18 protein-coding genes are annotated in these 21,556 nt (G+C 55.1%); 13 read left to right on the top strand and 5 right to left on the bottom strand.

What is annotated here, in order from left to right:
* The first annotated feature begins 212 nt into the window (after nt 1-212).
* The 10 genes from WH277_RS19105 to flhE all read left to right on the top strand — a co-directional run bounded on the left by WH277_RS19105 (nt 213) and on the right by flhE (nt 12,314).
* Entirely contained in the window at nt 213-1,880 is a 1,668-nt protein-coding gene (locus WH277_RS19105) for a methyl-accepting chemotaxis protein (protein WP_159336486.1), read from the top strand.
* A gap of 205 nt (nt 1,881-2,085) precedes the next feature.
* A complete protein-coding gene (locus WH277_RS19100; RefSeq protein WP_133841761.1) occupies nt 2,086-3,765 on the top strand; it encodes a methyl-accepting chemotaxis protein in 1,680 nt (559 codons plus the stop codon).
* A 107-nt stretch (nt 3,766-3,872) separates the two neighbouring features.
* Complete coding sequence (locus WH277_RS19095) at nt 3,873-5,429, top strand: methyl-accepting chemotaxis protein (RefSeq protein ID WP_133841762.1); 1,557 nt, start codon at nt 3,873-3,875, stop codon at nt 5,427-5,429.
* An 80-nt stretch (nt 5,430-5,509) separates the two neighbouring features.
* Nucleotides 5,510-6,382 (top strand): protein-glutamate O-methyltransferase CheR, encoded by an 873-nt coding sequence (gene cheR, locus WH277_RS19090; RefSeq protein WP_133841763.1) that lies wholly within the window; start codon nt 5,510-5,512, stop codon nt 6,380-6,382.
* Nucleotides 6,382-7,431: a protein-glutamate methylesterase/protein-glutamine glutaminase gene (locus WH277_RS19085; protein WP_062746328.1), complete on the top strand. Its 1,050-nt coding sequence runs from the start codon at nt 6,382-6,384 to the stop codon at nt 7,429-7,431. The genes cheR and WH277_RS19085 overlap by 1 nt, the downstream gene beginning before the upstream one ends.
* Nucleotides 7,432-7,467: 36 nt before the next feature.
* Nucleotides 7,468-7,857, top strand: a complete 390-nt coding sequence (cheY, locus tag WH277_RS19080) for a chemotaxis response regulator CheY (protein WP_133841764.1) — start codon at nt 7,468-7,470, stop codon at nt 7,855-7,857.
* 9 nt (nt 7,858-7,866) lie between these two features.
* Nucleotides 7,867-8,511: a protein phosphatase CheZ gene (gene cheZ, locus WH277_RS19075; RefSeq protein WP_133841765.1), complete on the top strand. Its 645-nt coding sequence runs from the start codon at nt 7,867-7,869 to the stop codon at nt 8,509-8,511.
* 176 nt (nt 8,512-8,687) lie between these two features.
* Nucleotides 8,688-9,839: a flagellar biosynthesis protein FlhB gene (gene flhB, locus WH277_RS19070; RefSeq protein WP_133841766.1), complete on the top strand. Its 1,152-nt coding sequence runs from the start codon at nt 8,688-8,690 to the stop codon at nt 9,837-9,839.
* Complete coding sequence (flhA, locus tag WH277_RS19065; RefSeq protein WP_339506460.1) at nt 9,832-11,922, top strand: flagellar biosynthesis protein FlhA; 2,091 nt, start codon at nt 9,832-9,834, stop codon at nt 11,920-11,922. Before flhB ends, flhA begins: the two co-directional genes overlap by 8 nt.
* Nucleotides 11,922-12,314, top strand: a complete 393-nt coding sequence (flhE, locus tag WH277_RS19060; RefSeq protein WP_133841768.1) for a flagellar protein FlhE — start codon at nt 11,922-11,924, stop codon at nt 12,312-12,314. The genes flhA and flhE overlap by 1 nt, the downstream gene beginning before the upstream one ends.
* Nucleotides 12,315-12,420: 106 nt before the next feature.
* Here the strand turns inward: flhE and argS are convergent, their stop codons facing one another.
* Nucleotides 12,421-14,151, bottom strand: coding sequence for an arginine--tRNA ligase (gene argS, locus WH277_RS19055; protein ID WP_133841769.1), 1,731 nt, complete (start codon nt 14,149-14,151; stop codon nt 12,421-12,423).
* A 662-nt stretch (nt 14,152-14,813) separates the two neighbouring features.
* Here argS and WH277_RS19050 point away from each other — a divergent pair.
* On the top strand, nt 14,814-15,380 hold the full coding sequence (locus tag WH277_RS19050; protein WP_133841770.1) for a VOC family protein: 567 nt from the start codon (nt 14,814-14,816) through the stop codon (nt 15,378-15,380).
* Nucleotides 15,381-15,382: 2 nt separating this feature from the next.
* Here WH277_RS19050 and WH277_RS19045 read toward each other — a convergent pair whose 3' ends face one another.
* The gene (locus WH277_RS19045; protein ID WP_133841771.1) at nt 15,383-16,528 is read right to left on the bottom strand and encodes a MalY/PatB family protein; all 1,146 of its coding nucleotides are present in this window, start codon (nt 16,526-16,528) and stop codon (nt 15,383-15,385) included.
* Nucleotides 16,529-16,627: 99 nt separating this feature from the next.
* Between WH277_RS19045 and cutC the strand changes: the two genes are divergently transcribed.
* Both cutC and WH277_RS19035 read left to right on the top strand, forming a co-directional pair.
* On the top strand, nt 16,628-17,383 hold the full coding sequence (cutC, locus tag WH277_RS19040) for a copper homeostasis protein CutC (RefSeq protein ID WP_133841772.1): 756 nt from the start codon (nt 16,628-16,630) through the stop codon (nt 17,381-17,383).
* A gap of 192 nt (nt 17,384-17,575) precedes the next feature.
* Entirely contained in the window at nt 17,576-18,412 is an 837-nt protein-coding gene (locus WH277_RS19035; RefSeq protein ID WP_133841773.1) for a hypothetical protein, read from the top strand.
* Nucleotides 18,413-18,466: 54 nt separating this feature from the next.
* Here WH277_RS19035 and WH277_RS19030 read toward each other — a convergent pair whose 3' ends face one another.
* From WH277_RS19030 to cmoA, 3 genes are all read right to left on the bottom strand, one after another.
* Nucleotides 18,467-19,564, bottom strand: a complete 1,098-nt coding sequence (locus tag WH277_RS19030; protein ID WP_339506456.1) for a glycerol dehydrogenase — start codon at nt 19,562-19,564, stop codon at nt 18,467-18,469.
* 205 nt (nt 19,565-19,769) lie between these two features.
* The gene (gene cmoB, locus WH277_RS19025) at nt 19,770-20,738 is read right to left on the bottom strand and encodes a tRNA 5-methoxyuridine(34)/uridine 5-oxyacetic acid(34) synthase CmoB (protein WP_339507033.1); all 969 of its coding nucleotides are present in this window, start codon (nt 20,736-20,738) and stop codon (nt 19,770-19,772) included.
* Complete coding sequence (cmoA, locus tag WH277_RS19020; protein ID WP_133841776.1) at nt 20,735-21,475, bottom strand: carboxy-S-adenosyl-L-methionine synthase CmoA; 741 nt, start codon at nt 21,473-21,475, stop codon at nt 20,735-20,737. Before cmoA ends, cmoB begins: the two co-directional genes overlap by 4 nt.
* Nucleotides 21,476-21,556: the final 81 nt, after the last annotated feature.

Genomic DNA, 21,556 nt, shown 5'->3' with positions numbered 1-21,556 from the left:
TTACCCTCTGTAGGGAGGCTTTTTTTCGATCAACCCGTCATGCAAATCGCCAAACATGTTAATAGTTTATCTCCGCAACGATAATAAAACGTTTCATCGTGATGATTAACTCGACAGCCATATGACTGACTGGTTTTCTGATGTCTTTGCAACATAAAGATCTGAATGCCCCTGCCGATAACAGCGGCGTCAACTGGCTAATAAGGAACATTATGTTTAAGCGTATGAAGGTCGTCACCAGCCTGATTCTGGTTCTGGTGTTTTTTGGTTCATTGCAGTTAATCACTGGCGGTTTGTTCTTCCAGGCTCTCAAAGGCGATAAGGATAACTTCGCCGTCTCCCAACAGCTTCGTCTGCAACAGTCTGCCCTCAACCAGTCCTGGATCGCGCTGATTCAGGCGCGTAACACCCTCAATCGTTCGGGTATCCGTTACACGCTGGATGCTAACCGTGAAGGCATCAGCGATGGCGTTAAACAGCTGCTGGCCGATGCGCAGGGGCAGTTAACCCTTGCTGAACAGAACTATGCGCTGTGGAACTCCCGCCTGTCAGAAGAAGGGAAAACCGCCGAGAACGTGCAGGCCATTCAGCAGAATTATCAGATTTTGCATGACGCACTGAGCGAACTCATCCAGTTGATGAATGCCGGAAAAATTAACGAATTCTTCGACCAGCCAACCCAGGGTTATCAGGACGGATTCGCTCATGCCTATAACACGTGGCTGACGAAAAATGATGCACAGGCGGCAGCCGGGGCAGATGAAAATCTGCGCGCATACGGTCAGGCGGTGTGGGTCCTCGGCAGTGTGCTGATCCTCTCCCTGCTGATCATTTTCAGCGTCTGGACCGGTATCCGCCATATTTTGTTGCGTCCGCTACAGACCAGCATTGACCATATTCGTCGTATCGCCAGTGGTGATTTGACACGTCCGATCGCGGTGGAAGGGCGTAACGAAATGGCGCAGCTGGCTTCCAGCCTGCAACATATGCAGGACGAGCTGGTCAAAACCGTCAGCGTGGTGCGCGACGGATCGGATGCCATCTACACCGGGGCCAGCGAAATCGCTGCCGGTAACAACGATCTCTCATCCCGTACTGAGCAGCAGGCTTCGGCATTGCAGGAAACCGCGGCCAGTATGGAGCAGTTAACGTCAACGGTGAAACAGAACGCCGAAAACGCCCGTCAGGCCTCTCAGCTGGCACTCAGCGCGTCAGAAACCGCGCAGAAGGGTGGCAAAGTGGTGGATGGCGTGGTGAAAACCATGAATGACATCGCCGGCAGTTCGAAGAAGATTGCCGACATTATCAGCGTGATTGACGGTATTGCCTTCCAGACCAATATTCTGGCACTGAATGCGGCAGTGGAAGCGGCGCGTGCTGGTGAACAGGGGCGTGGTTTTGCCGTGGTGGCCGGGGAAGTGCGTAACCTGGCGCAGCGCAGTGCGCAGGCAGCGAAAGAAATTAAAGGGCTGATTGAGGATTCGGTGTCCCGTGTGGATACCGGCTCTGTGCTGGTAGAAAGCGCCGGGGAAACCATGAATGACATCGTCAGCGCGGTGACCCGCGTGACCGATATCATGGGTGAAATCGCCTCCGCGAGCGACGAGCAGAGCCGGGGCATTGACCAGGTCGGCACCGCCGTGAACGAAATGGACCGCGTTACCCAGCAGAACGCGGCGCTGGTGGAGCAGTCTGCATCGGCGGCTGCGTCACTGGAGGATCAGGCAAGCCGTCTGACGCAGGCGGTGGCGGTGTTCCGCATCAGCCGTCAGAGCAGTGCACCCTCCGTGGTGCTGAAACGGCCGACGCTGACCGCTACAGCAAAACAGCCTAAGCTGACCGCGCCTTCTTCCGGCGACAGTCACTGGGAAACCTTCTGATAATCTGATCAACCTGAACAGCAGGTCGGGCATACCCGATTGATGACCGTTGTTAATACGGGTCGGGCATGCCCGACCCGTACATTTTGTAGGGGCGGGTCATGACCCGCCCGCTTCTTTCCCCGTTTATCTGCATTCGCTGATAAAGATCCCCGTGTAATTGCCGATAAATCTCTCAGCAGTAGCTATCCAATTGGGGAAAGGTATGTTTAAGCGTATGAAAGTCGTGACCAGCCTGGTGTTGGTCCTGGTCATTTTTGGTTCATTGCAGTTGATTTCTGGTGGCTTATTTTTCCAGTCTCTGAAAGGGGATAAAGAAAACTTCAGCCTGACACAACAGATTCGCCGGGAACAGGCCAATCTCACCTCTGCATGGATAGCGCTGGTACAAACACGTAATACACTCAATCGCGCAGCAACGCGCTATTTGCTGGACGATAAAGGGCAGGGCAGCGGTTCCACCGTCACTGACCTCGTCGCGCTGGCAAAAACGCAGCTGGCGACCGCAGAACAGCAGTTCAGTGAATATAACAAAGAGCTGCCACCGGATGTGCTCAACCTGCCGCATGTGCAAGGTGTGAACGAGAACTACAAGATCCTGCACGGCGCGTTAGTCGAGCTGATCCAGATGCTGACCAGCGGAGACTTTAAAGGTTTCGTTGACCAGCCCACCACCGGTTTCCAGAACGGTTTCGAAAAAGCCTATGACGTCTGGTTAGCCCATACCGACTCAATGCTCGCAGCGGGTTCGGCACAGAATGAGAGTGCCTATCAGCGCGCTATCTGGGTGTTGCTGGCGATTTTGCTCATCTCTGTGGTGATCATCGCGACCGTCTGGACAGGTATTCATCAGATCCTGTTACGTCCGCTGAAGTCCAGCATCGACCATATTCGTCATATTGCCAGCGGCGATCTGACGCAGCAAATCGATGTGGAAGGGCGTAATGAAATGGCACAACTGGCGATCAGCCTCCAGCATATGCAGCAGGAACTGATCAAGACCGTGAGCGTTGTGCGTGACGGCTCAGATGCTATCTACACCGGGGCCAGCGAAATCGCGGCGGGGAATAATGACCTCTCCTCGCGTACCGAAGAGCAGGCCTCCGCGTTGCAGGAAACCGCGGCCAGTATGGAGCAGTTAACGTCAACGGTGAAACAGAACGCCGAGAATGCCCGTCAGGCATCGCAACTGGCGCTCAGCGCGTCAGAAACCGCGCAGAAGGGCGGCAAGGTGGTGGATGGCGTGGTGAAAACCATGAATGACATCGCCGGCAGTTCGAAGAAGATTGCCGACATTATCAGCGTGATTGACGGTATTGCCTTCCAGACCAATATCCTGGCACTGAACGCCGCCGTGGAAGCCGCACGCGCCGGTGAACAGGGGCGTGGTTTTGCCGTGGTAGCGGGTGAAGTGCGTAACCTGGCCCAGCGCAGTGCGCAGGCAGCGAAAGAAATTAAAGGGTTGATTGAGGACTCTGTCGCCCGTGTGGATACCGGCTCTGTGCTGGTAGAAAGCGCCGGGGAAACCATGAATGACATCGTCAGCGCGGTGACCCGCGTGACCGATATTATGGGTGAAATAGCCTCCGCGAGCGACGAGCAGAGCCGTGGCATTGACCAGGTGGGCACCGCCGTGAACGAAATGGACCGTGTCACCCAGCAGAACGCTGCACTGGTAGAACAGTCTGCTTCTGCCGCTGCATCGCTCGAAGATCAGGCAAGTCGTCTGACTCAGGCCGTTGCTGTGTTCCGAATCCGTAAAGAAAATGTCATCGCGGCCGTTAATAACAACAGGGGCAAGGTTTCTCCTCTGCTGACACCGCCGCCAGCCGCGCGTAAAGCGCTGCCGCCGGGCAACTCAGACGATAACTGGGAAACCTTTTAAGCCGTTTACATGAAGTGATGTGATAAAGGGCCAGCCCGTTAAACGGGCGGCCCGATAAAAAGATTTTTTTGTTGCCTGTATCAGGTGACCTTCCCGGGGAGTGTGCAATGTTAAGTCGTTTACGTATTTCTGGCACGATTATCGCTCTGCTCGGACTTTTTTGCCTGATGCAGATTATTGCCAGTGGGTTGTCCTTCAACTCGTTTCGTCTGGATGCAAACAACATTCATCAGGTCGAGATTAGCGGTGACCAGCGTGATGCGCTGGGTGAAAGCTGGGCGGCACTGCTCAGTGCCCGGGTGACATTAAGCCGTGCAGGAACGCGTGCAGCACTTAATCTGCCCCGCGAACAGGTCGTCAGCCTGATGACCAAAGCGCAAAGCGACCTCGATCTGGCCGACAAAGCGTTTAAAACATTCAAAGCCATCCCCGCCGTGACATCAGAAGGGCAGGCGTTAGAAAAAGAGATCGTTGCCACCTATGACGTTTATTACAGCGAGCTGGCGCAGCTGATCGCTTACCTGCAAAACAATCAATTGCAGGCGTTTCTCGATTCACCCACTCAGGGTAAACAGGATAAATTCCAGGTGCAGTACAGCCTCTGGATGAAACATATTGATGCGTTGCGTGACCATGCAGGGGACGCCAGTAAAGGCTTCTACTCACAGTCGAAGGTGATTTTCGTGGTCGCGGTCGCGCTGTCACTGCTGGTGACGCTGGCCGGACTGTGGTGGGCGAAGCAGGGGCTGATTGCCCCCCTGGCCCGCATGCGTAGCCATTTTGAACGTATCGCTTCAGGCGATCTGAACGGAAAAGTGGAGACCGGCGGTAGCAATGAGCTGGGCCAGCTCTTTACCAGCCTCCAGCATATGCAGCAGGCGCTGGCGTCCACCGTGCGTGATGTGCGCGATGGTAGTCGTGCCATGCAGACCGGCATTCAAGAAATTGCGGCCGGAAACGATGATCTGTCAGCCCGCACTGAACAGCAGGCGGCATCGCTGGCGCAGACGGCGGCCAGTATGGAACAGCTGACGGCGACGGTCTCGGCTAACGCCGATAACGCGCGTCAGGCGTCAGATCTTGCCCGTGAAGCCTCAGGCACCGCCCATAAAGGCGGTTCGCTGACGGGCAATGTAGTCACGACGATGAACGCGATTGCGGGCAGTTCGAAGAAAATTGCTGATATCACCAGCGTGATTGATGGCATCGCTTTCCAGACCAACATCCTGGCCCTGAACGCCGCGGTAGAAGCCGCCCGAGCCGGGGAACAGGGACGTGGTTTTGCCGTGGTAGCGGGGGAAGTGCGTAACCTGGCTCAACGCAGTGCACAGGCTGCAAAAGAGATTAAGTCCTTGATTGAAGAGTCGGTAAGCCGGGTCGATCAGGGGGCGAAGCAGGTGGCCTCCGCCGGGGAAACGATGGATGAGATTGTCCAGTCGGTGAACCGGGTCAACGGGATTATGGGCGAAATCGCCGCCGCCAGCGATGAGCAGCGACGCGGTATTGAACAGGTTGCACTGGCTGTCAGCCAGATGGACCAGGTGACCCAGCAGAACGCCGCGCTGGTCGAAGAGGGCGCAGCGGCAACAGGCGCACTGGAATCACAGGCAGAATATCTGACGGCGGCAGTCAGCCGTTTCGCGCTGGATGAGCGTACAGAGTAAAGAGCGATCCTCAGGCCTTCAGGCTGGCGGGAACGAGACACCCTATTAATATCTTTATCCGCGCTTTGCAGGATGGCTACATGAAGAAATCGACGTTGTTAGCTCCACCGGAAAACGCAACGCTGCTGTCGCAGATGGTACAGCGCTTGCCGTTATCCGATACGCATTTTAAGCGTATCAGTCAGCTGATTTATCAGCGAGCTGGCATAGTGCTCGCCGATCATAAGCGGGAAATGGTTTATAACCGCCTGGTCCGCAGGCTGCGCACGCTGAATATCGATGATTTTGGTCGTTATATGGCGTTGCTGGAAAATGATCCTAACAGCGCTGAATGGCAGGCGTTTGTGAATGCCCTGACCACTAACCTGACCGCCTTTTTCCGCGAGGCGCATCACTTTCCGATCCTGGCAGAGCATGCGAAACGCCGTACTGGAAATTACAGCGTATGGTGTGCGGCAGCCTCGACAGGGGAAGAGCCTTACTCAATCGCCATGACGCTGGCCGAAACGCTGGGTACCGGTCCGGGTAAATTCCAGATCCACGCCAGCGACATTGATACGCAGGTGCTGGAAAAAGCGCTGGCGGGTGTGTACCGCCAGGAAGAGCTGCGTACGCTTTCGCCTCAGCAGCTGCAACGCTATTTCCTGCGTGGCACCGGTCCTCATGAGGGCATGGTGCGTGCGCGCCCGGAGCTGGCCAATATGGTCACCTTTGCCCAGCTTAATCTGCTGGCCAACGACTGGGCGTTACCGGGACAGTTTGATGTGATTTTTTGCCGTAACGTGATGATCTACTTCGATAAAGAAACACAGGAGAAGATTTTACGACGCTTTGTTCCGTTACTGAAACCTGGCGGCTTACTGTTTGCCGGTCACTCAGAAAACTTCAGCCAGATTAGCAAAGAATTTTATCTGCGTGGCCAGACGGTCTATGGACTGACTAAGGAAAGATAATGAGTAAAATCAGAGTTTTATGCGTTGATGATTCAGCGTTAATGCGCCAGTTGATGACCGAAATTATCAACAGTCATTCCGATATGGAGATGGTGGCCTCGGCGCCGGACCCATTGGTCGCGCGGGATTTAATTAAACAGTTTAACCCGGATGTGTTGACGCTGGATGTCGAGATGCCGCGCATGGATGGCCTCGATTTTCTGGAAAAGCTGATGCGTCTGCGCCCGATGCCGGTGGTGATGGTTTCCTCACTGACCGGGAAAGGCTCTGAAATTACGCTACGGGCGCTGGAACTGGGGGCTGTCGACTTTGTGACTAAACCCTCGTTGGGTATTCGCGAAGGGATGCTGGCCTACAGTCAGATGATTGCTGACAAGGTACGCGCCGCTTCCCGTGCTCGTCTGCATACGCGTGGGCCACAGCCGGCCCCGGTGATGCTGAAAGCCGGACCGTTGCTGAGCAGTGAAAAACTGATTGCCATTGGTGCCTCTACCGGCGGAACCGAAGCGATTCGACATGTGCTGCAACCGTTGCCGGCGACCAGCCCGGCGCTGTTGATTACGCAGCATATGCCACCGGGATTCACCAAATCGTTTGCCGAACGTCTGAACAAGCTGTGCCAGATTACGGTGAAAGAAGCGGAAGACGGTGAGCGCATCCTGCCCGGACATGCTTACATCGCACCGGGAGCGATGCATATGGAACTGACGCGCAGCGGTGCGAACTATCAGGTCAAACTGAATGATGGACCGCCGGTTAATCGTCACAAACCGTCGGTCGATGTGTTGTTTAACTCAGTGGCGCAGTTTGCCGGTCGTAACGCCGTCGGCGTTATCCTGACCGGCATGGGTAACGATGGTGCTGCCGGACTGCTGGCGATGAATAAAGCCGGTGCCTGGACCATTGCCCAGAACGAAGCGAGCTGTGTCGTATTTGGCATGCCACGAGAGGCTATTGCCCTCGGGGGAGCCAGTGAGGTGGTGGATCTTCACCAAATCAGCCAGCACATGCTGGCAAAAATTAGCGCCGGACAGGCGTTGCGTATCTAACGCGGTCCTCGCGGGCTACACATTACGGGAGTAAGTATGGTAGATAAAAATATGCGGTTTCTGGTGGTCGACGACTTCAACACAATGCGTCGTATCGTCCGTAACCTGCTGAAAGAGTTGGGTTTCAACAACGTTGAAGAAGCAGAGGATGGTGTGGACGCGCTGAACAAGCTGCGTGCAGGCGGTTTCGACTTCGTGGTGTCTGACTGGAACATGCCGAATATGGATGGTTTGCAACTGTTGCAAACCATCCGTGCAGACGGTGCGCTGAGTAAGTTACCCGTACTGATGGTGACGGCAGAAGCCAAGAAAGAGAACATTATTGCGGCTGCGCAGGCGGGTGCCAGCGGCTATGTGGTTAAACCATTCACAGCGGCTACCCTGGAAGAGAAGTTAGGTAAGATCTTCGAAAAACTGGGTATGTAAGGAGCTGAGATGAACGCTATTCCGAAACCAAATGTTGATGCAGCTTCAGCGCAGGACATTATCTCTAAAATTGGTTCACTGACGCGCATGCTGCGCGACAGTCTGCGTGAGTTAGGTCTTGATCAGGCCATCGCAGAAGCGGCAGAGGCGATCCCAGATGCCCGCGATCGCCTTGATTATGTGATTCAAATGACCGGCCAGGCGGCAGAACGTGCCTTAAACTGCGTCGAGGCTGCACAGCCTCGTCAGACAGTGATGGAGAATGGGGCGAAGGCGTTGAAAGTTCGCTGGGACGAATGGTTCGAGAATCCTATCGAACTGTCAGATGCCCGCTCTCTGGTTTCGGATACGCGTGGTTATCTCGACGCGGTACCGGAACATACAGGCTTCACCAATGCTCAGCTGATGGAAATCATGATGGCTCAGGATTTCCAGGACCTGACCGGGCAGGTGATTAAACGTATGATGGATGTGATCCAGGAAATTGAGCGACAGCTGTTGTCGGTCCTCATGGAAAACATTCCAGACCAGAGCATGCGTGTGAAGAAAGATGCTGACAGCCTGTTGAACGGCCCGCAGATTAATGCGGCGGCCCCCAATGTGGTGGCAAGCCAGGATCAGGTTGACGATCTGTTGGACAGCCTCGGCTTCTGATAACAGGGGCAGAGCCTTTCTGCCCCTGCTTTAAAACGGTGTCCCGCCATCCTGTGCGGGCACTGTCTTTTCTCCATTCCGTAAATAACCCCCTATTTACACGTTTACTCGTGGCATTACCCCTGCGCGAATTTGGCATTCTACCCTCAGTCATTCCGTATTGAAGGTTTGCTACCGTGTCTCAGGATAGCGATGAGGAAAAAACAGAGTCCCCCACGGCCCATCGACTCGAAAAAGCACGAGAAGAAGGGCAAATCCCGCGTTCGCGCGAACTGACGTCTATTTTGATGCTGGTGACTGGCCTGAGTATTTTATGGGCGGGTGGTGAATGGATGGGACGCAAGCTGGGTGCACTGGTCGCGGATGGGCTGGTCTTCAATCATTCCGTGGTCAGTGATACCAGTCAGATGCTGCGTCAGATCAGCGATCTGCTGATGCAGGCGGTGATGGCTATTCTGCCGATGATGTTTGGTCTGGTGGTGATGGCGATTGCGGCACCGATGTTGCTGGGTGGCCTGGTCATCAGCGGGAAAGCCATCAAGTTTGACGTCGGCAAAATGAACCCGATTAAAGGGTTGGGAAAGATGATTTCTGCCCAGTCAGCCGCTGAACTGTTGAAAGCCGTGCTGAAAGCGGTGCTGGTTGGCGTGGTCGCCTGGATATATATCCATAACCACTGGGCTGAGATGCTGCATTTGATCAGCGAATCACCCGTGACAGCCCTGGCGGGCTCGCTGAATATGATTGCCATGTGCAGCATCCTCATTGTATTGGGGTTGTCGCCGATGGTGGGCTTTGACGTCTTCTTCCAGCTCTTCAGCTATTTTAAAAATTTACGCATGTCGCGTCAGGATATTACCGACGAACATAAGCAGCAGGAGGGTGACCCGCATGTTAAAGGGCGCATCCGCCAGCAAATGCGCGCTGCCGCACGCCGCCGCATGATGTCTGATGTTCCGAAGGCTGACGTGATTGTGACCAACCCGACCCACTATGCGGTCGCGTTGCAGTACGACGAGAAAAAAATGAGTGCACCGAAAGTGCTGGCAAAAGGCGCAGGGGAGATTGCCCTGCGTATTCGTGAAATGGGGAAAGAGCACCGTATCCCGATTTTAGAAGCGCCACCGCTGGCACGTGCGCTCTATCGCCACAGTGAAATTGGTCAGCATATTCCCGGGACATTGTACGCAGCGGTTGCTGAAGTGCTGGCCTGGGTCTGGCAACTCCGCCGCTGGAAAGTGGAAGGGGGGCTGATCCCGAAGAGACCTGTTAAATTGCCAGTGCCGGACGCGCTGGACTTTGCTGGAGAACAAAAATCTGATGGCTAATCTGGCCGCTAAACTGCGCTTACCGGGCAACTTGAAAGATACACAGTGGAAAGTCCTTGCCGGACCGATACTGATCTTGCTGATCCTGTCGATGATGGTGCTGCCGTTACCACCGTTTATCCTCGATCTGTTGTTTACCTTTAACATTGCCCTGTCGATTATGGTGCTGTTGGTGGCGATGTTTACCCAGCGCACGCTGGATTTCGCCGCCTTCCCGACTATTCTGCTGTTCTCCACGTTACTACGCCTGGCCCTGAACGTGGCCTCGACGCGTGTTATTTTGATGGACGGTCATACCGGTGCGGCTGCTGCGGGTCAGGTTGTTGAAGCCTTTGGCCACTTCCTCGTCGGTGGTAACTTCGCCATCGGTATCGTGGTGTTTGTCATCCTCGTGATTATCAACTTTATGGTTATCACCAAGGGTGCCGGGCGTATTGCGGAAGTGGGGGCGCGCTTTGTCCTCGACGGGATGCCGGGTAAACAGATGGCGATCGATGCCGACCTGAATGCCGGGCTGATTGGTGAAGAGGAAGCGAAAAAACGCCGTTCTGATGTGACCCAGGAAGCCGACTTCTACGGGTCGATGGACGGTGCCAGTAAGTTTGTTCGTGGTGATGCCGTCGCCGGTATCATGATCATGATTATCAACGTGATCGGCGGCCTGCTGGTGGGGATTCTCCAGCACGGTATGGATGCCGGTCATGCAGCCGAAACCTATACGCTGCTGACCATCGGTGACGGTCTGGTTGCCCAGATCCCCGCGTTGGTGATCTCCACCGCGGCGGGTGTTATCGTCACCCGCGTCGGCACCGATCAGGACGTCGGCGAGCAGATGGTCAGCCAGCTGTTTAATAATCCGCGCGTGATGATGCTGAGTGCCGGTGTTCTCGGCCTGCTGGGACTGGTACCGGGCATGCCCAATCTGGTGTTCCTGCTGTTTACTGCTGCGCTGCTAGGCCTGGCCTGGTGGATACGCGGTAAAGAGATGAAGCCGAAAAGCGCTGCGGCCCCGCAGATGTCCATGACCAAACAGCCGGAAAGTGCGGCCAGCGTCGAAGCCACCTGGGGTGATGTGCAGCTGGAAGATTCGCTGGGGATGGAAGTGGGCTATCGCCTGATCCCAATGGTGGACAGTGCACAGGATGGCGAGTTGCTCGGCCGCATCCGCAGTATCCGTAAGAAATTCGCCCAGGAAATGGGCTTCCTGCCACCGGTGGTTCATATTCGTGACAACATGGATCTGACCCCGGCACGCTACCGTATTCTGATGAAAGGGGTAGAGATCGGCAGTGGTGATGCTTATCCGGGCCGCTGGATGGCGATCAACCCGGGGACGGCCGCGGGTTCGCTGCCGGGGGAAGTGACCGTTGACCCGGCCTTCGGGCTGGAAGCGATCTGGATTGACAGTGCGCTGAAAGAGCAGGCGCAGATTCAGGGCTTCACCGTGGTGGAAGCCAGTACCGTGGTGGCCACCCACCTTAACCATCTGATTGGTCAGTACGCCAGTGAGTTGTTCGGTCGCCAGGAAGCGCAGCAGTTGCTGGATCGCGTGACCCAGGAGATGCCGAAGCTCACTGAAGATCTGATCCCTGGCGTGATTACCTTGACCACCCTGCATAAAGTGTTGCAGAACCTGCTGGCTGAACGTGTCTCTATCCGCGATATGCGGACGATTATTGAGACGCTGGCGGAGCATGCGGCGGTGCAGACCGATCCGCAGGAGCTGACCTCAGTGGTCCGTGTGGCGTTAGGCCGTGCCATTACGCAGCAATGGTTCCCGGGCAATGGCGAAGTGCAGGTTATCGGGCTGGATACCACGCTGGAACGTCTGCTGTTGCAGGCCTTGCAGGGCGGTGGCGGTCTGGAGCCGGGTCTGGCTGACCGTCTGCTGGCGCAGGCGCAGACGGCATTGCAGCATCAGGAAGGGTTGGGTGCACCGCCGGTGCTGCTGGTGAACCATCCGCTGCGTGCACTGCTGGCGCGCTTCCTGCGTCGTTCGCTGCCGCAGCTCATGGTGATTTCCAATATGGAACTGACGGACAACCGCAATATTCGTATGACGTCAACGATTGGTGGCCATTGATGAAAGTGATGCTGTGGTTGCTGCTGACGTTGCCCGGTCTGTCGATGGCGGCTGAGGGCGGCTGGCATGCCAGCGCCACAGGTCCGTCACTCTCTAATCGTGGAGTGCAGGCGTCATCACGCCCGCTCACGCCATCAGAACCGGTGACCGGCGTCATGAGTACGGTAATATGGCGCTATACGCTGACGGCTCCCGCACCCGCCGGGCTGCAGGTTCGTCTGTGTTCAGAAAGTCGTTGCGTGCCTGTGGAAGGGGGCAGCGGCAGTACTCAGGGCCTGACCAATGTGGCCGCTGGAGAGACATTACGCTTTATTTATCAGGTAGAAGGTAAAGGGCGGGTGTTTCCGGTGCTGCATGTGCTGAGTAATGAAGTGATGGTGAATTACCAGTAATCATCAGAGCAGAAGGGTCGGGCATGCCCGACCCCTACGAGGATTTATGTCGGGGCCAGGCTCCACCGATCCCCGTAGGGGCGTGGCACGCCTCGCCCGAAAAGACTTACATCCGCTCTACGGTTTCAATCCCCAGCGTATCCAGCCCCTGCTTCAGAGTTTTCGCCGTTAACAGCGCCAGACGCAGACGGCTCTGTTTTGTTGCGTCATCGTCGGCGGTCAGGATAGGGCAGTGTTCGTAGAAGCCTGAGAACAGACCCGCCAGATCGTAAAGATACGCACACATCACGTGTGGCATCCCGTCGCGCGCAACCTGAGTAATGGTTTCTTCAAACTGCAACAGGCGTACTGCCAGCGCGGCTTCACGATCTTCAGCGATCGCGGTCGCGCCGCTGATGCCGTGCTCATCGATGCCTGCTTTGCGGAAGACGGACAGCACACGCGTGTAGGCATACTGCATATACGGTGCGGTGTTACCTTCAAACGCCAGCATGTTGTCCCAGTCGAAGATGTAGTCGGTGGTGCGGCTTTTCGACAGGTCGGCGTATTTGACGGCACCGATACCGACGATGTTGGCCAGTGCTTTCAGCTCATCGGCAGGCATATCCGGGTTTTTACCGGCAACCAGCGCCGTTGCGCGTTCAATGGCTTCATCCAGCAGGTCGGACAGCTTGATGGTGCCACCAGCACGGGTTTTAAACGGCTTACCGTCTTTACCCAGCATCATGCCGAACATGTGGTGTTCCAGTGGCAGGGACGCCGGTACATAGCCCGCTTTGCGCACGATAGTCCAGGCCTGCATCAGGTGCTGATGCTGACGTGAATCGATGTAATACAGCACACGGTCCGCTTTCAGCGTCTCGTAGCGATATTTCGCGCAGGCAATATCCGTTGTGGTGTAAAGGTAGCCGCCATCCTTTTTCTGGATGATCACGCCCATCGGTTCGCCTTCCTTGTTTTTATACTCATCAAGGAACACAACGGTGGCGCCTTCGCTCTCTACCGCCAGACCTTTGGCTTTCAGGTCAGCAACGATGCCCGGCAGCATATCGTTATACAGGCTTTCACCCATCACATCGTCGCGCGTCAGGGTGACGTTCATACGGTCATAAATCAGCTGATTCTGTGCCATGGTGATGTCGACCAGTCGCTTCCACATCTTGCGGCAGTATTCATCGCCGCCCTGCAGCTTAACGACATAACCGCGTGCGCGCTCGGCAAAGGCCGGGTCTTCATCGTAGGTACGTTTGGCTTCACGGTAGAAGACTTCCAGGTCTGCCAGCGCGATCTCTTCGTGATTCTCGTTCTGCTGTTTCTCAAGGAACGCAATCAACATACCGAACTGGGTGCCCCAGTCGCCAACGTGGTTGGCACGGATAACGTTATGGCCGAGGAACTCCAGCGTACGCACTGCCGCATCCCCGATGATGGTGGAGCGCACGTGACCCACGTGCATCTCTTTCGCCACGTTCGGTGCAGAGTAGTCAACTACCACGGTCTGCGGCTCCACAGCGGCCACACCCAGTTTCGGGGCGGCCAGCACGCTGTCGATCTGTGCAGACAGCCATTCAGGAGCCAGGAAGATATTGATAAAGCCCGGCCCGGCGATCTCAACTTTTTTGGCAATCCCCGTGAGATCCAGCTGCTCCAGCACTTTTTCGGCCAGTTGTCGTGGCGGCATACCCAGGGTTTTGGCCACGGCCATCATGCCGTTGGCCTGATAATCACCAAACTGCACTTTTGCCGACTGACGCACCTGAGGTTCGCAATCTGCGGGTGCACCCACTGCGATCATCGCCTGACTGACTTTTTCTGAGAGAAGGGCCTGAATATTCACCGAGTTACCTTAATTTTTTTAAACCCACACGCAGAGGTGCAGGCCATGGTCTCGACGCCGCCGCATTCCGGGGGACATTCACCCAGGGTGGCAGCGCCTAAAAAAGAAGGGGAAAAGTATACTGCATTTAGGAACAAGTTATCCAGGAACCTGAGCCCCTGGATAACTTGTGTTTTGCGCGCGGGAAAACAGTGCTGTGAGGCTGTCTTCCACGGAAAGTCAGATTAGCGGCGACGTTGCGGGCGGTGGGGACTTGCCACCGTCGTTTTTACGTTCCGTACCTTCCAGTGGCGTACAATCGCCAATCCCATCATCGCGATCAGCACGGCGACAAGTAATAACATAAGCATTAAGCTTTTCCTTGTGTTGATGGTCGGGATAAATCTATAAGAAAGCAGAATAGCCTACAATGCACCCCTGATGATTTAGGAATTGTCGCATTGTATAAATTTAACTAAACTAAAACATAAAGTTAAAGGCCATTTTCTAAAAAAATCACTGGTACTGAACCACCAGATGCTGGATGAAATGTTTTCTAAGCGGGCAATTTATATGAATAATTCCGATGAAATGCTAAGTTTCTATTCCATTATCTGGTCTGTAAAATCATATGCTTTAAGTGAAAATGATAAGTGAAATTACTGTAAATGAAGGGTTTTGAGATGTTATCCATAAATAATGCAGAAGAATTAAGCGATTTAGCTAATGATTTACCGCGTTTTTTACAATCCCTTTACCAATTGGCTGAGCGATTAAGCCTTGATCTTGATGTTCTTGAGGTTGATCACATTGCGGTCAGATGTCACCAGAACACCACCGCAGCGCGGTGGAAACAGGGGTTTCTGCGTTGCGGTTCGCTGTTTTCGGAAAAAGAGATTGCCGGACGTCCCGTCGCCCTGTTTGAGCTGGCTACACCGCTGGACGTGGGCCCGTGGAAGATCGGCGTGGTGGAACTCCCCTGGCCAGGGCAGCGGCTTTATCGCCATGAAGGCTGGGAACATGTCGAAGTGGTTCTGCGCGGCGACGAAGAGACGCTCGGCGCACGTGCTCTGGCGTTGATGGGTGACGAAGGCCTGACACAGCAGGGAATTTCGATTAAAACCAGTGCACCAAAGGGTGACGGCGAACGCCTGCCTAACCCAACGCTGGCGGTAACTGACGGGCAGGTGACCATCAAGTTCCATCCGTGGAGCTTGAAAGAGATCGTCGCCAGTGAAGTGGACCGTTAAATCTAGCGGCCGATAGCCAGCGCCAGCGTCATGCGGCGCAAGGCTTCGTCTAACATCGCACGCTGGCAGCCGAAGTTGAAACGGATAAACTTATCGTCACCGAAGTCACGCCCCGGTGAAAAGCCCAGCCCATGTTTTTCAAAGAACAGGGCCGGGCTGGCGACTTTCAGTTTGCTGGCATCAATCCAGCCCAGATAGCTGCCCTCTGGTGCCACCATGCTCAGTCCCGGTAGCGCATTCACGTGCTGTGTCAGTGCGTCACGGTTGCTGCGCAGGTACTCCACCTGCGCATCCAGCCACGGTTGCCCGTCCTGCCAGGCGGCCGTCGCGGCGACATAGGACAGAACATCGACATCCGGCACCATCCCTTTACGTTCCCGATTAAAACGGTCACGCAGTTCGCGGTCAGGAATGATGGCCACAGACGCACCGAGGCCAGCAATGTTGAAGCTTTTCGACGGAGACAGCAGGGTAATGGAGCGCTGGGCGGCATCTTCACTCAGGCTGGCAAACGGGATATGTTCAGCGCCCGGCTCCAGCAGCAGGTCGCAGTGAATTTCATCAGAACACACTATCAGGTCATGTCGCTGGGCAAAGCGCAGTTGTGCCTCCAGTTCCTCACGGCGATAAACGGTACCGCCCGGGTTCTGCGGGTTACACAACAGCAGCAGTTTTTCGTTGCCCTTAAGCTCAGGTTCCAGAGCATCCAGATCCAGCACCCAGCGCTGATTCTGAAGCTGTAACGGGGCGCTGACCTGCGCGCGTCCGGCCAGCTTTGCTGCCAGGCGGAAAGGGGGATAAATTGGTATGGGCGCAATGGTGCCCTGATGTGGCTCGGTAAACGCGCGTACGCACAGATTCAGCCCGGTAACGACGCCCGGTAGAAAGACCAGCCACTCGGGTTGAATTTTCCAGCCAAAACGTGTGTTCATGCGCTCAATGACGACCTCAATAAAGGCCTGCGGCGGGACACCATAGCCGAAGATGCCGTGTGAGATACGAGTCTGTAATGCTTCAGTAATACAATCAGCTACGCGAAAATCCGTGTCTGCGATCCACAACGGAAGGATATCCCGATCACCATATTTTTGCCATTTCAAGCTATCGCTGTGACGGCGGTCTATCCGTTGGTCAAAATTGAATGCCATGCTGATGATTCCCGTTAAGATAAATACCAGTAATGCCGATCAGACTAATCATCGGCATGAAAATAAACAACCAGACAGCAGTGATAACCGGAGGATGGGATGCGAAAACTGGAAATATGCTGCTACGGAGTGGAATGTGCCGTGACGGCGGAACGAGCGGGAGCCGATCGCGTGGAGTTATGTGCTGCGCCAACGGAAGGGGGATTAACACCATCGGCGGGGACATTGATGTCAGCTCGTCGTCGCGTTGCGATCCCGGTCCATCCGATTGTGCGCCCCAGAGGGGGAGATTTTTGTTACAGCGATATCGAATTTGAGCAGATGAAGTCAGATATTGCGTTTATCCGGGAACAGGGCTTTCCGGGGCTGGTGATCGGGTTGCTGGATGTGGACGGGCATATTGATCTGCCGCGCATGCAGCACGTCATGCAGCTGTGTCAGGGTATGGAGGTGACCTTTCATCGTGCCTTCGATTTGTGCCACAGCCCGGTCATGGCACTTAAGCAACTGACTGATTTAGGCGTGTCGCGCATCCTCACTTCCGGACAGCAGCAGAGTGCAGAAAGCGGCTTACCCCTCTTGAGGGAGCTTACCCGCATGGCGAAGGGCGTAAAAGTGATGGCCGGTGCGGGTGTGCGCCTGAGCAATGTGCAAAAGTTTATCGATGCTGGCCTGCTTGAGTTGCACAGCTCCGCCAGCCAACGTATTGCCTCATCGATGCGTTACCGTAAAGCCGGTGTGTCTATGTGTTCGGATGCTGAAAATGACGAATTTACCCGCACCTGCGTTGATGGTGATGTGGTCGCCGCGATGAAAAGCGTGATGTCGCTCGGCGCACCGCTTCACGTTGCCTAAATCCGTTGCCGCCTGGCGGTAACGTGCCGATTTTGCCGCGCAGCACGCCGTTCTCAGACGTGGTGTTTGCAAGTACCAGACCCCAGCGCCTTTTGTTGGGGTTTTTTTTGCTCCTGGTGCGGGTTTGTAATGCGTGTTGTACCCAAAAAAAACTACACTGAGTCATCTCCTTAATCTGCCATAAGAGCTGTGATGAAGATTCCGTTTTCGGGTTGTACGCTGATGATGACGCTGGCCTTTTTGCTGACTCCGGCTGCACAGGCGGCAACAGACTGCACGCCGGGCTTTCAGCAGGTGGCCAGTAATAACAGCATTGTGATGTTGGGGGGAACGGCCAGAGGCCCGGTTAAACAGTTTGTCCTCGGCGAATTTGGTAAGGATGTTAATCAGCAAAAACGCATGATTGGCGAGTTTGATCGCTGCGGAACGCTGAAACGTGCCGATTTGCGCTTCGATAAACAGGAAGGCAAGCTCCAGATCTCACTGGTGCAGAGTATTGAACATGTCAGGGATGGTTGGCTTTCAAGCTATGAAATGACCGTTGCTGAATTACGTAACGGCCAGCCGGTGGTGATCAATGATAAACGTGGCACCACACATTATCGGACGGGAAGCCGCGGTAATATCATTAGCTCGGCGGATACGTTCGTCCTCAATGGTGAAAAAGGCTTCACGGAAACCACCCACCATTTCGACCGCCAGTCGCGGCTGATTAGCAGTATTGCGCGGGGATCGGATAGCAACAGTAACGGTAAATTCACCTACCGCTGGAACAAACAGAACCTGCTGGTGGCTTTGGCGTCTGATCGAGAAAAAATGACGCTGGACTACGACCGGGATCAGCGTGAGTTACGTCTGAGCAGCCGCTCGGATACAGCGATGAGCAGTATGACAACGCTGGAGGAGTGCCAGCTGTGGGATGACCAGGGGAACTGTACGTTGAGCTATACGCGTGAAATGGAAGTGTTCCCCTCCGGGATTATCCGGCGCAATATTACTGCCGCTTACCGCTACGAATATTGGGAATAAACCGCGGCAGAAAAATAAGGCCGATCGCCCGGATCGGCCTTCACTACAATACGGTTATTTCACTGACAGACTAAAGGCATCTACGGCCAGAATGGCGTTCGCCACATCCTCAGCGCTCAGTCCCGGGTTCAGGTTTTTCAACGTGTCCCCTTCGTTATTGGCCAGCGCGCCGATTTTCACCAGATCGTCCCAGCTTACGTTGTCCAGATGCAGCTCCTTCAGCGTGGTCGGCATCTTGATGGCTCGGTAGAAACGCACGTAACGTGCGATCTCCTCATCAGGCCGCTGCTCCAGCACCATCTGGGTCAGGGTGCCGTAAGCCACTTTTTCACCGTGCGTCAGGTGGTGAATATCGCCCTCAATCGCAGTAAAACCGTTGTGGATAGCGTGGGCACCGGCCAGACCGGCGTTTTCGAACCCCAGCCCTGAAAGCAGCGTATTGGCTTCCACCACGGCTTCCACCGCGGGTGTCACCAGCTGTTTCTCCACGGCCTGATAGGCACTCAGCCCCCAGGTCAGGAGTGTTTTTTCACAGGCTTCGGCGATCGCCATTCCGGCAATGGTCGGGTCACCGTTGACCATCGATTTGCTGTGTGAACGTTTCACCGCCTGCGCTTCAACGTAGGTCGCCAGGCCATCCGCAATACCGGAGGCAAACAGACGCCCCGGCGCGCGCGCGCAGACCTGCGTATCCACCAGCACCAGATCCGGGTTTTTACTGTAGAAACGGTAGCTTTCGAACACGCCGGTATCCGAGTAGATCACTGACAGCGCACTGCAGGGGGCATCGGTAGAGGCGATAGTGGGCACGACGGCAACGGGGTGTTTCAACTCATCGGCAACCGCTTTTACAGTGTCCAGGGTTTTACCGCCACCGAGGCCGACCACAATACTTGTCCCGTTGGCTTTCGCCAGTTTAGCCAGGCGGGTGATCTCATTGCTGGAGGCTTCACCGTTAAACTCTTCGTAGTGGAATTCGACCTTGTTCGCGATCAGGGAGGCTTTAACGTCTTTTCCGATCAGCCCCCAGACAATCTTGTCAGCAACGAGGAACGCATTGCTGCCCAGTTCGGCCAGATGCTCGCCCAGGTGGGCTAGCTGACCCGCGCCCTGAATGTATTTCCGTGGTGATGAAAAAACAAATTTACTCATACCAGATACTCCTTTCAGGTGAATTTAACGCACAACTGATCCCACACTAACCCGTAAGTATTAGGCCATTTGATCAAAAAGAGTGATTTAATAAGAATTATCATTCTCATTGACACAGATCAGGATTTCACTCAGAGCGGTGAGGAGGCAGGGCAACGACGAGGGGGAGGCAGGGTCAGCCGTAAGACGGCCAACCCTGTCGGGATTATGGTTTGGTCGCTACCAACACGGCACGCAGGGGGGCAGGATAACCTTCGACGGTTTTCGTTGGGTCGTTCGGGTCGAGGAACTCGGCCAGGGACTCGCTGGTCATCCAGCTGGTACGACGCTGTTCATCCGTGCTGGTGACCGAGTAATCAGCAATACGGACGTCAACAAATCCACACTTCTCGAGCCAGTTTTTCAGCGCCCCGGTTGACGGGATGAAGTAGACGTTACGCATCTGCGCATAGCGTTCACCCGGCACCAGTACCTGCAGGTCATCGCCTTCGACCACCAGGGTTTCCAGCACCAGTTCGCCGCCGCTGACCAGCTGATTTTTCAACTGGAAAAGGTGGTCGAGCGGGGAGCGGCGATGATACAGCACGCCCATTGAAAATACGGTGTCGAACGCCTTCAGCTCGGGCAGTTGCTCGATGCCCAGCGGCAGCAGGTGCGCACGCTGATCGTTGCCCAGCAGTTTACGCACGGCTTCAAACTGGCACAGGAACAGCTGCATCGGGTCGATGCCGACCACGAGGTTGGCACCCGCGCCCAGCATGCGCCACATGTGGTAGCCGCTGCCACAACCGACATCCAGCACCGTACGTCCGGCCAGTGAGGAAATATGCGGCAGCACCCGCTCCCACTTCCAGTCAGAACGCCATTCTGTATCGATAGTCACGCCGTACAGTGAGAACGGCCCTTTACGCCATGGCATCAGATTACGCAGCAGTTTTTCAATGCCGTCACGCTGGCGTGCGGAGAGATGGCTGCTGTCGGCGGTGACGCTGTGCAGTAAATCCAGCGTCTCCGGGGTCAGTGCGGGAAGGTGTTCAACGGAACGGTCCCAGTTTTTAAAGTGACCGTGCAGTGACTCGCGTTGCCAGGCCGCGATCTGCGCAGGCAGGGTTTCCAGCCAGTGAGACAGCGGGTTTTTGGCAATGAGTTGATAAAAATTTCCGAAATCCATCAGGGATGACCTGCTTTTAAGGCCACCAGAGAGCCAAAGTTAAAACACTGGAACCACAGTTCTGCATGCTGGAAACCGGCATTGTGCAGACGCTGTTTATGGGTTTCCACGCTGTCGGTCAGCATGACATTTTCCAGCATGCTGCGCTTCTGGCTGATCTCCAGTTCGCTGTAACCGTTCGCGCGTTTAAAGTCGTGATGCATGTTGAACAACAGTTCACCCACGTCAGAGTCAGCAAAGCTGAACTTTTCAGACAGCACCAGCGCACCGCCGGGTTTCAGTCCCTGATAAATAGTATTCAGCAACTGCTGACGCTCTTCCGGTGCCAGAAACTGTAACGTGAAGTTCAGTACCACCAGGGAGGCATTCTCAATCGGGATCTGGCGGATGTCCGCTTCAATCACCTCAACCGGCGTATCGGCACGGAAGGCGTCAATGTGGCGGCGGCAGCGCTCAACCATGGCGGGTGAGTTATCAACGGCAATAATCTTGCAACCAGCGGCAGTAATATTGCGGCGCACTGACAGCGTGGCCGCGCCCAGCGAACAGCCGAGATCGTAAACACGGGAGTCGGGCTGGACAAAGCGCTCGGCTAACATGCCAATCATGGAAATAATGTTGGAATAGCCGGGCACAGAACGCTGAATCATGTCGGGGAAGACTTCAGCCACGCGCTCATCAAACGTCCAGTCGCCCAGCTTGGCAATTGGCGCGGAGAACAGCGTATCGCGGTTAGACATAGTGGTAAGTCCGGGGAAGCTAACGGAAAGGGCATATTCTGGCAGAAAGCGCGGCGGGCTGCACCTTTTCTGCCAGTAGAA

Origin of the sequence: Erwinia sp. MYb416, from assembly GCF_037479575.1 — a bacterium.
GTDB classification, from domain to species: Bacteria; Pseudomonadota; Gammaproteobacteria; order Enterobacterales; family Enterobacteriaceae; genus Erwinia; species Erwinia rhapontici.
Note: the sequence above shows the minus strand (reverse complement) of the source record. Positions and strands in the feature narration are given on the sequence as shown.

Excerpts from the sequence above, each read along its gene's own strand:
- WH277_RS19030 (WP_339506456.1), bottom strand. The coding sequence starts at position 19,564 with ATGAGTAAATTTGTTTTTTCATCACCACGGAAATACATTCAGGGCGCG.
- cutC (WP_133841772.1), top strand. The coding sequence starts at position 16,628 with ATGCGAAAACTGGAAATATGCTGCTACGGAGTGGAATGTGCCGTGACG.
- cheY (WP_133841764.1), top strand. The coding sequence starts at position 7,468 with ATGGTAGATAAAAATATGCGGTTTCTGGTGGTCGACGACTTCAACACA.
- flhA (WP_339506460.1), top strand. The coding sequence starts at position 9,832 with ATGGCTAATCTGGCCGCTAAACTGCGCTTACCGGGCAACTTGAAAGAT.
- cheR (WP_133841763.1), top strand. The coding sequence starts at position 5,510 with ATGAAGAAATCGACGTTGTTAGCTCCACCGGAAAACGCAACGCTGCTG.
- WH277_RS19045 (WP_133841771.1), bottom strand. The coding sequence starts at position 16,528 with ATGGCATTCAATTTTGACCAACGGATAGACCGCCGTCACAGCGATAGC.
- WH277_RS19035 (WP_133841773.1), top strand. The coding sequence starts at position 17,576 with ATGAAGATTCCGTTTTCGGGTTGTACGCTGATGATGACGCTGGCCTTT.
- flhE (WP_133841768.1), top strand. The coding sequence starts at position 11,922 with ATGAAAGTGATGCTGTGGTTGCTGCTGACGTTGCCCGGTCTGTCGATG.
- WH277_RS19105 (WP_159336486.1), top strand. The coding sequence starts at position 213 with ATGTTTAAGCGTATGAAGGTCGTCACCAGCCTGATTCTGGTTCTGGTG.
- WH277_RS19095 (WP_133841762.1), top strand. The coding sequence starts at position 3,873 with ATGTTAAGTCGTTTACGTATTTCTGGCACGATTATCGCTCTGCTCGGA.
- WH277_RS19100 (WP_133841761.1), top strand. The coding sequence starts at position 2,086 with ATGTTTAAGCGTATGAAAGTCGTGACCAGCCTGGTGTTGGTCCTGGTC.
- cheZ (WP_133841765.1), top strand. The coding sequence starts at position 7,867 with ATGAACGCTATTCCGAAACCAAATGTTGATGCAGCTTCAGCGCAGGAC.
- WH277_RS19050 (WP_133841770.1), top strand. The coding sequence starts at position 14,814 with ATGTTATCCATAAATAATGCAGAAGAATTAAGCGATTTAGCTAATGAT.
- cmoA (WP_133841776.1), bottom strand. The coding sequence starts at position 21,475 with ATGTCTAACCGCGATACGCTGTTCTCCGCGCCAATTGCCAAGCTGGGC.
- WH277_RS19085 (WP_062746328.1), top strand. The coding sequence starts at position 6,382 with ATGAGTAAAATCAGAGTTTTATGCGTTGATGATTCAGCGTTAATGCGC.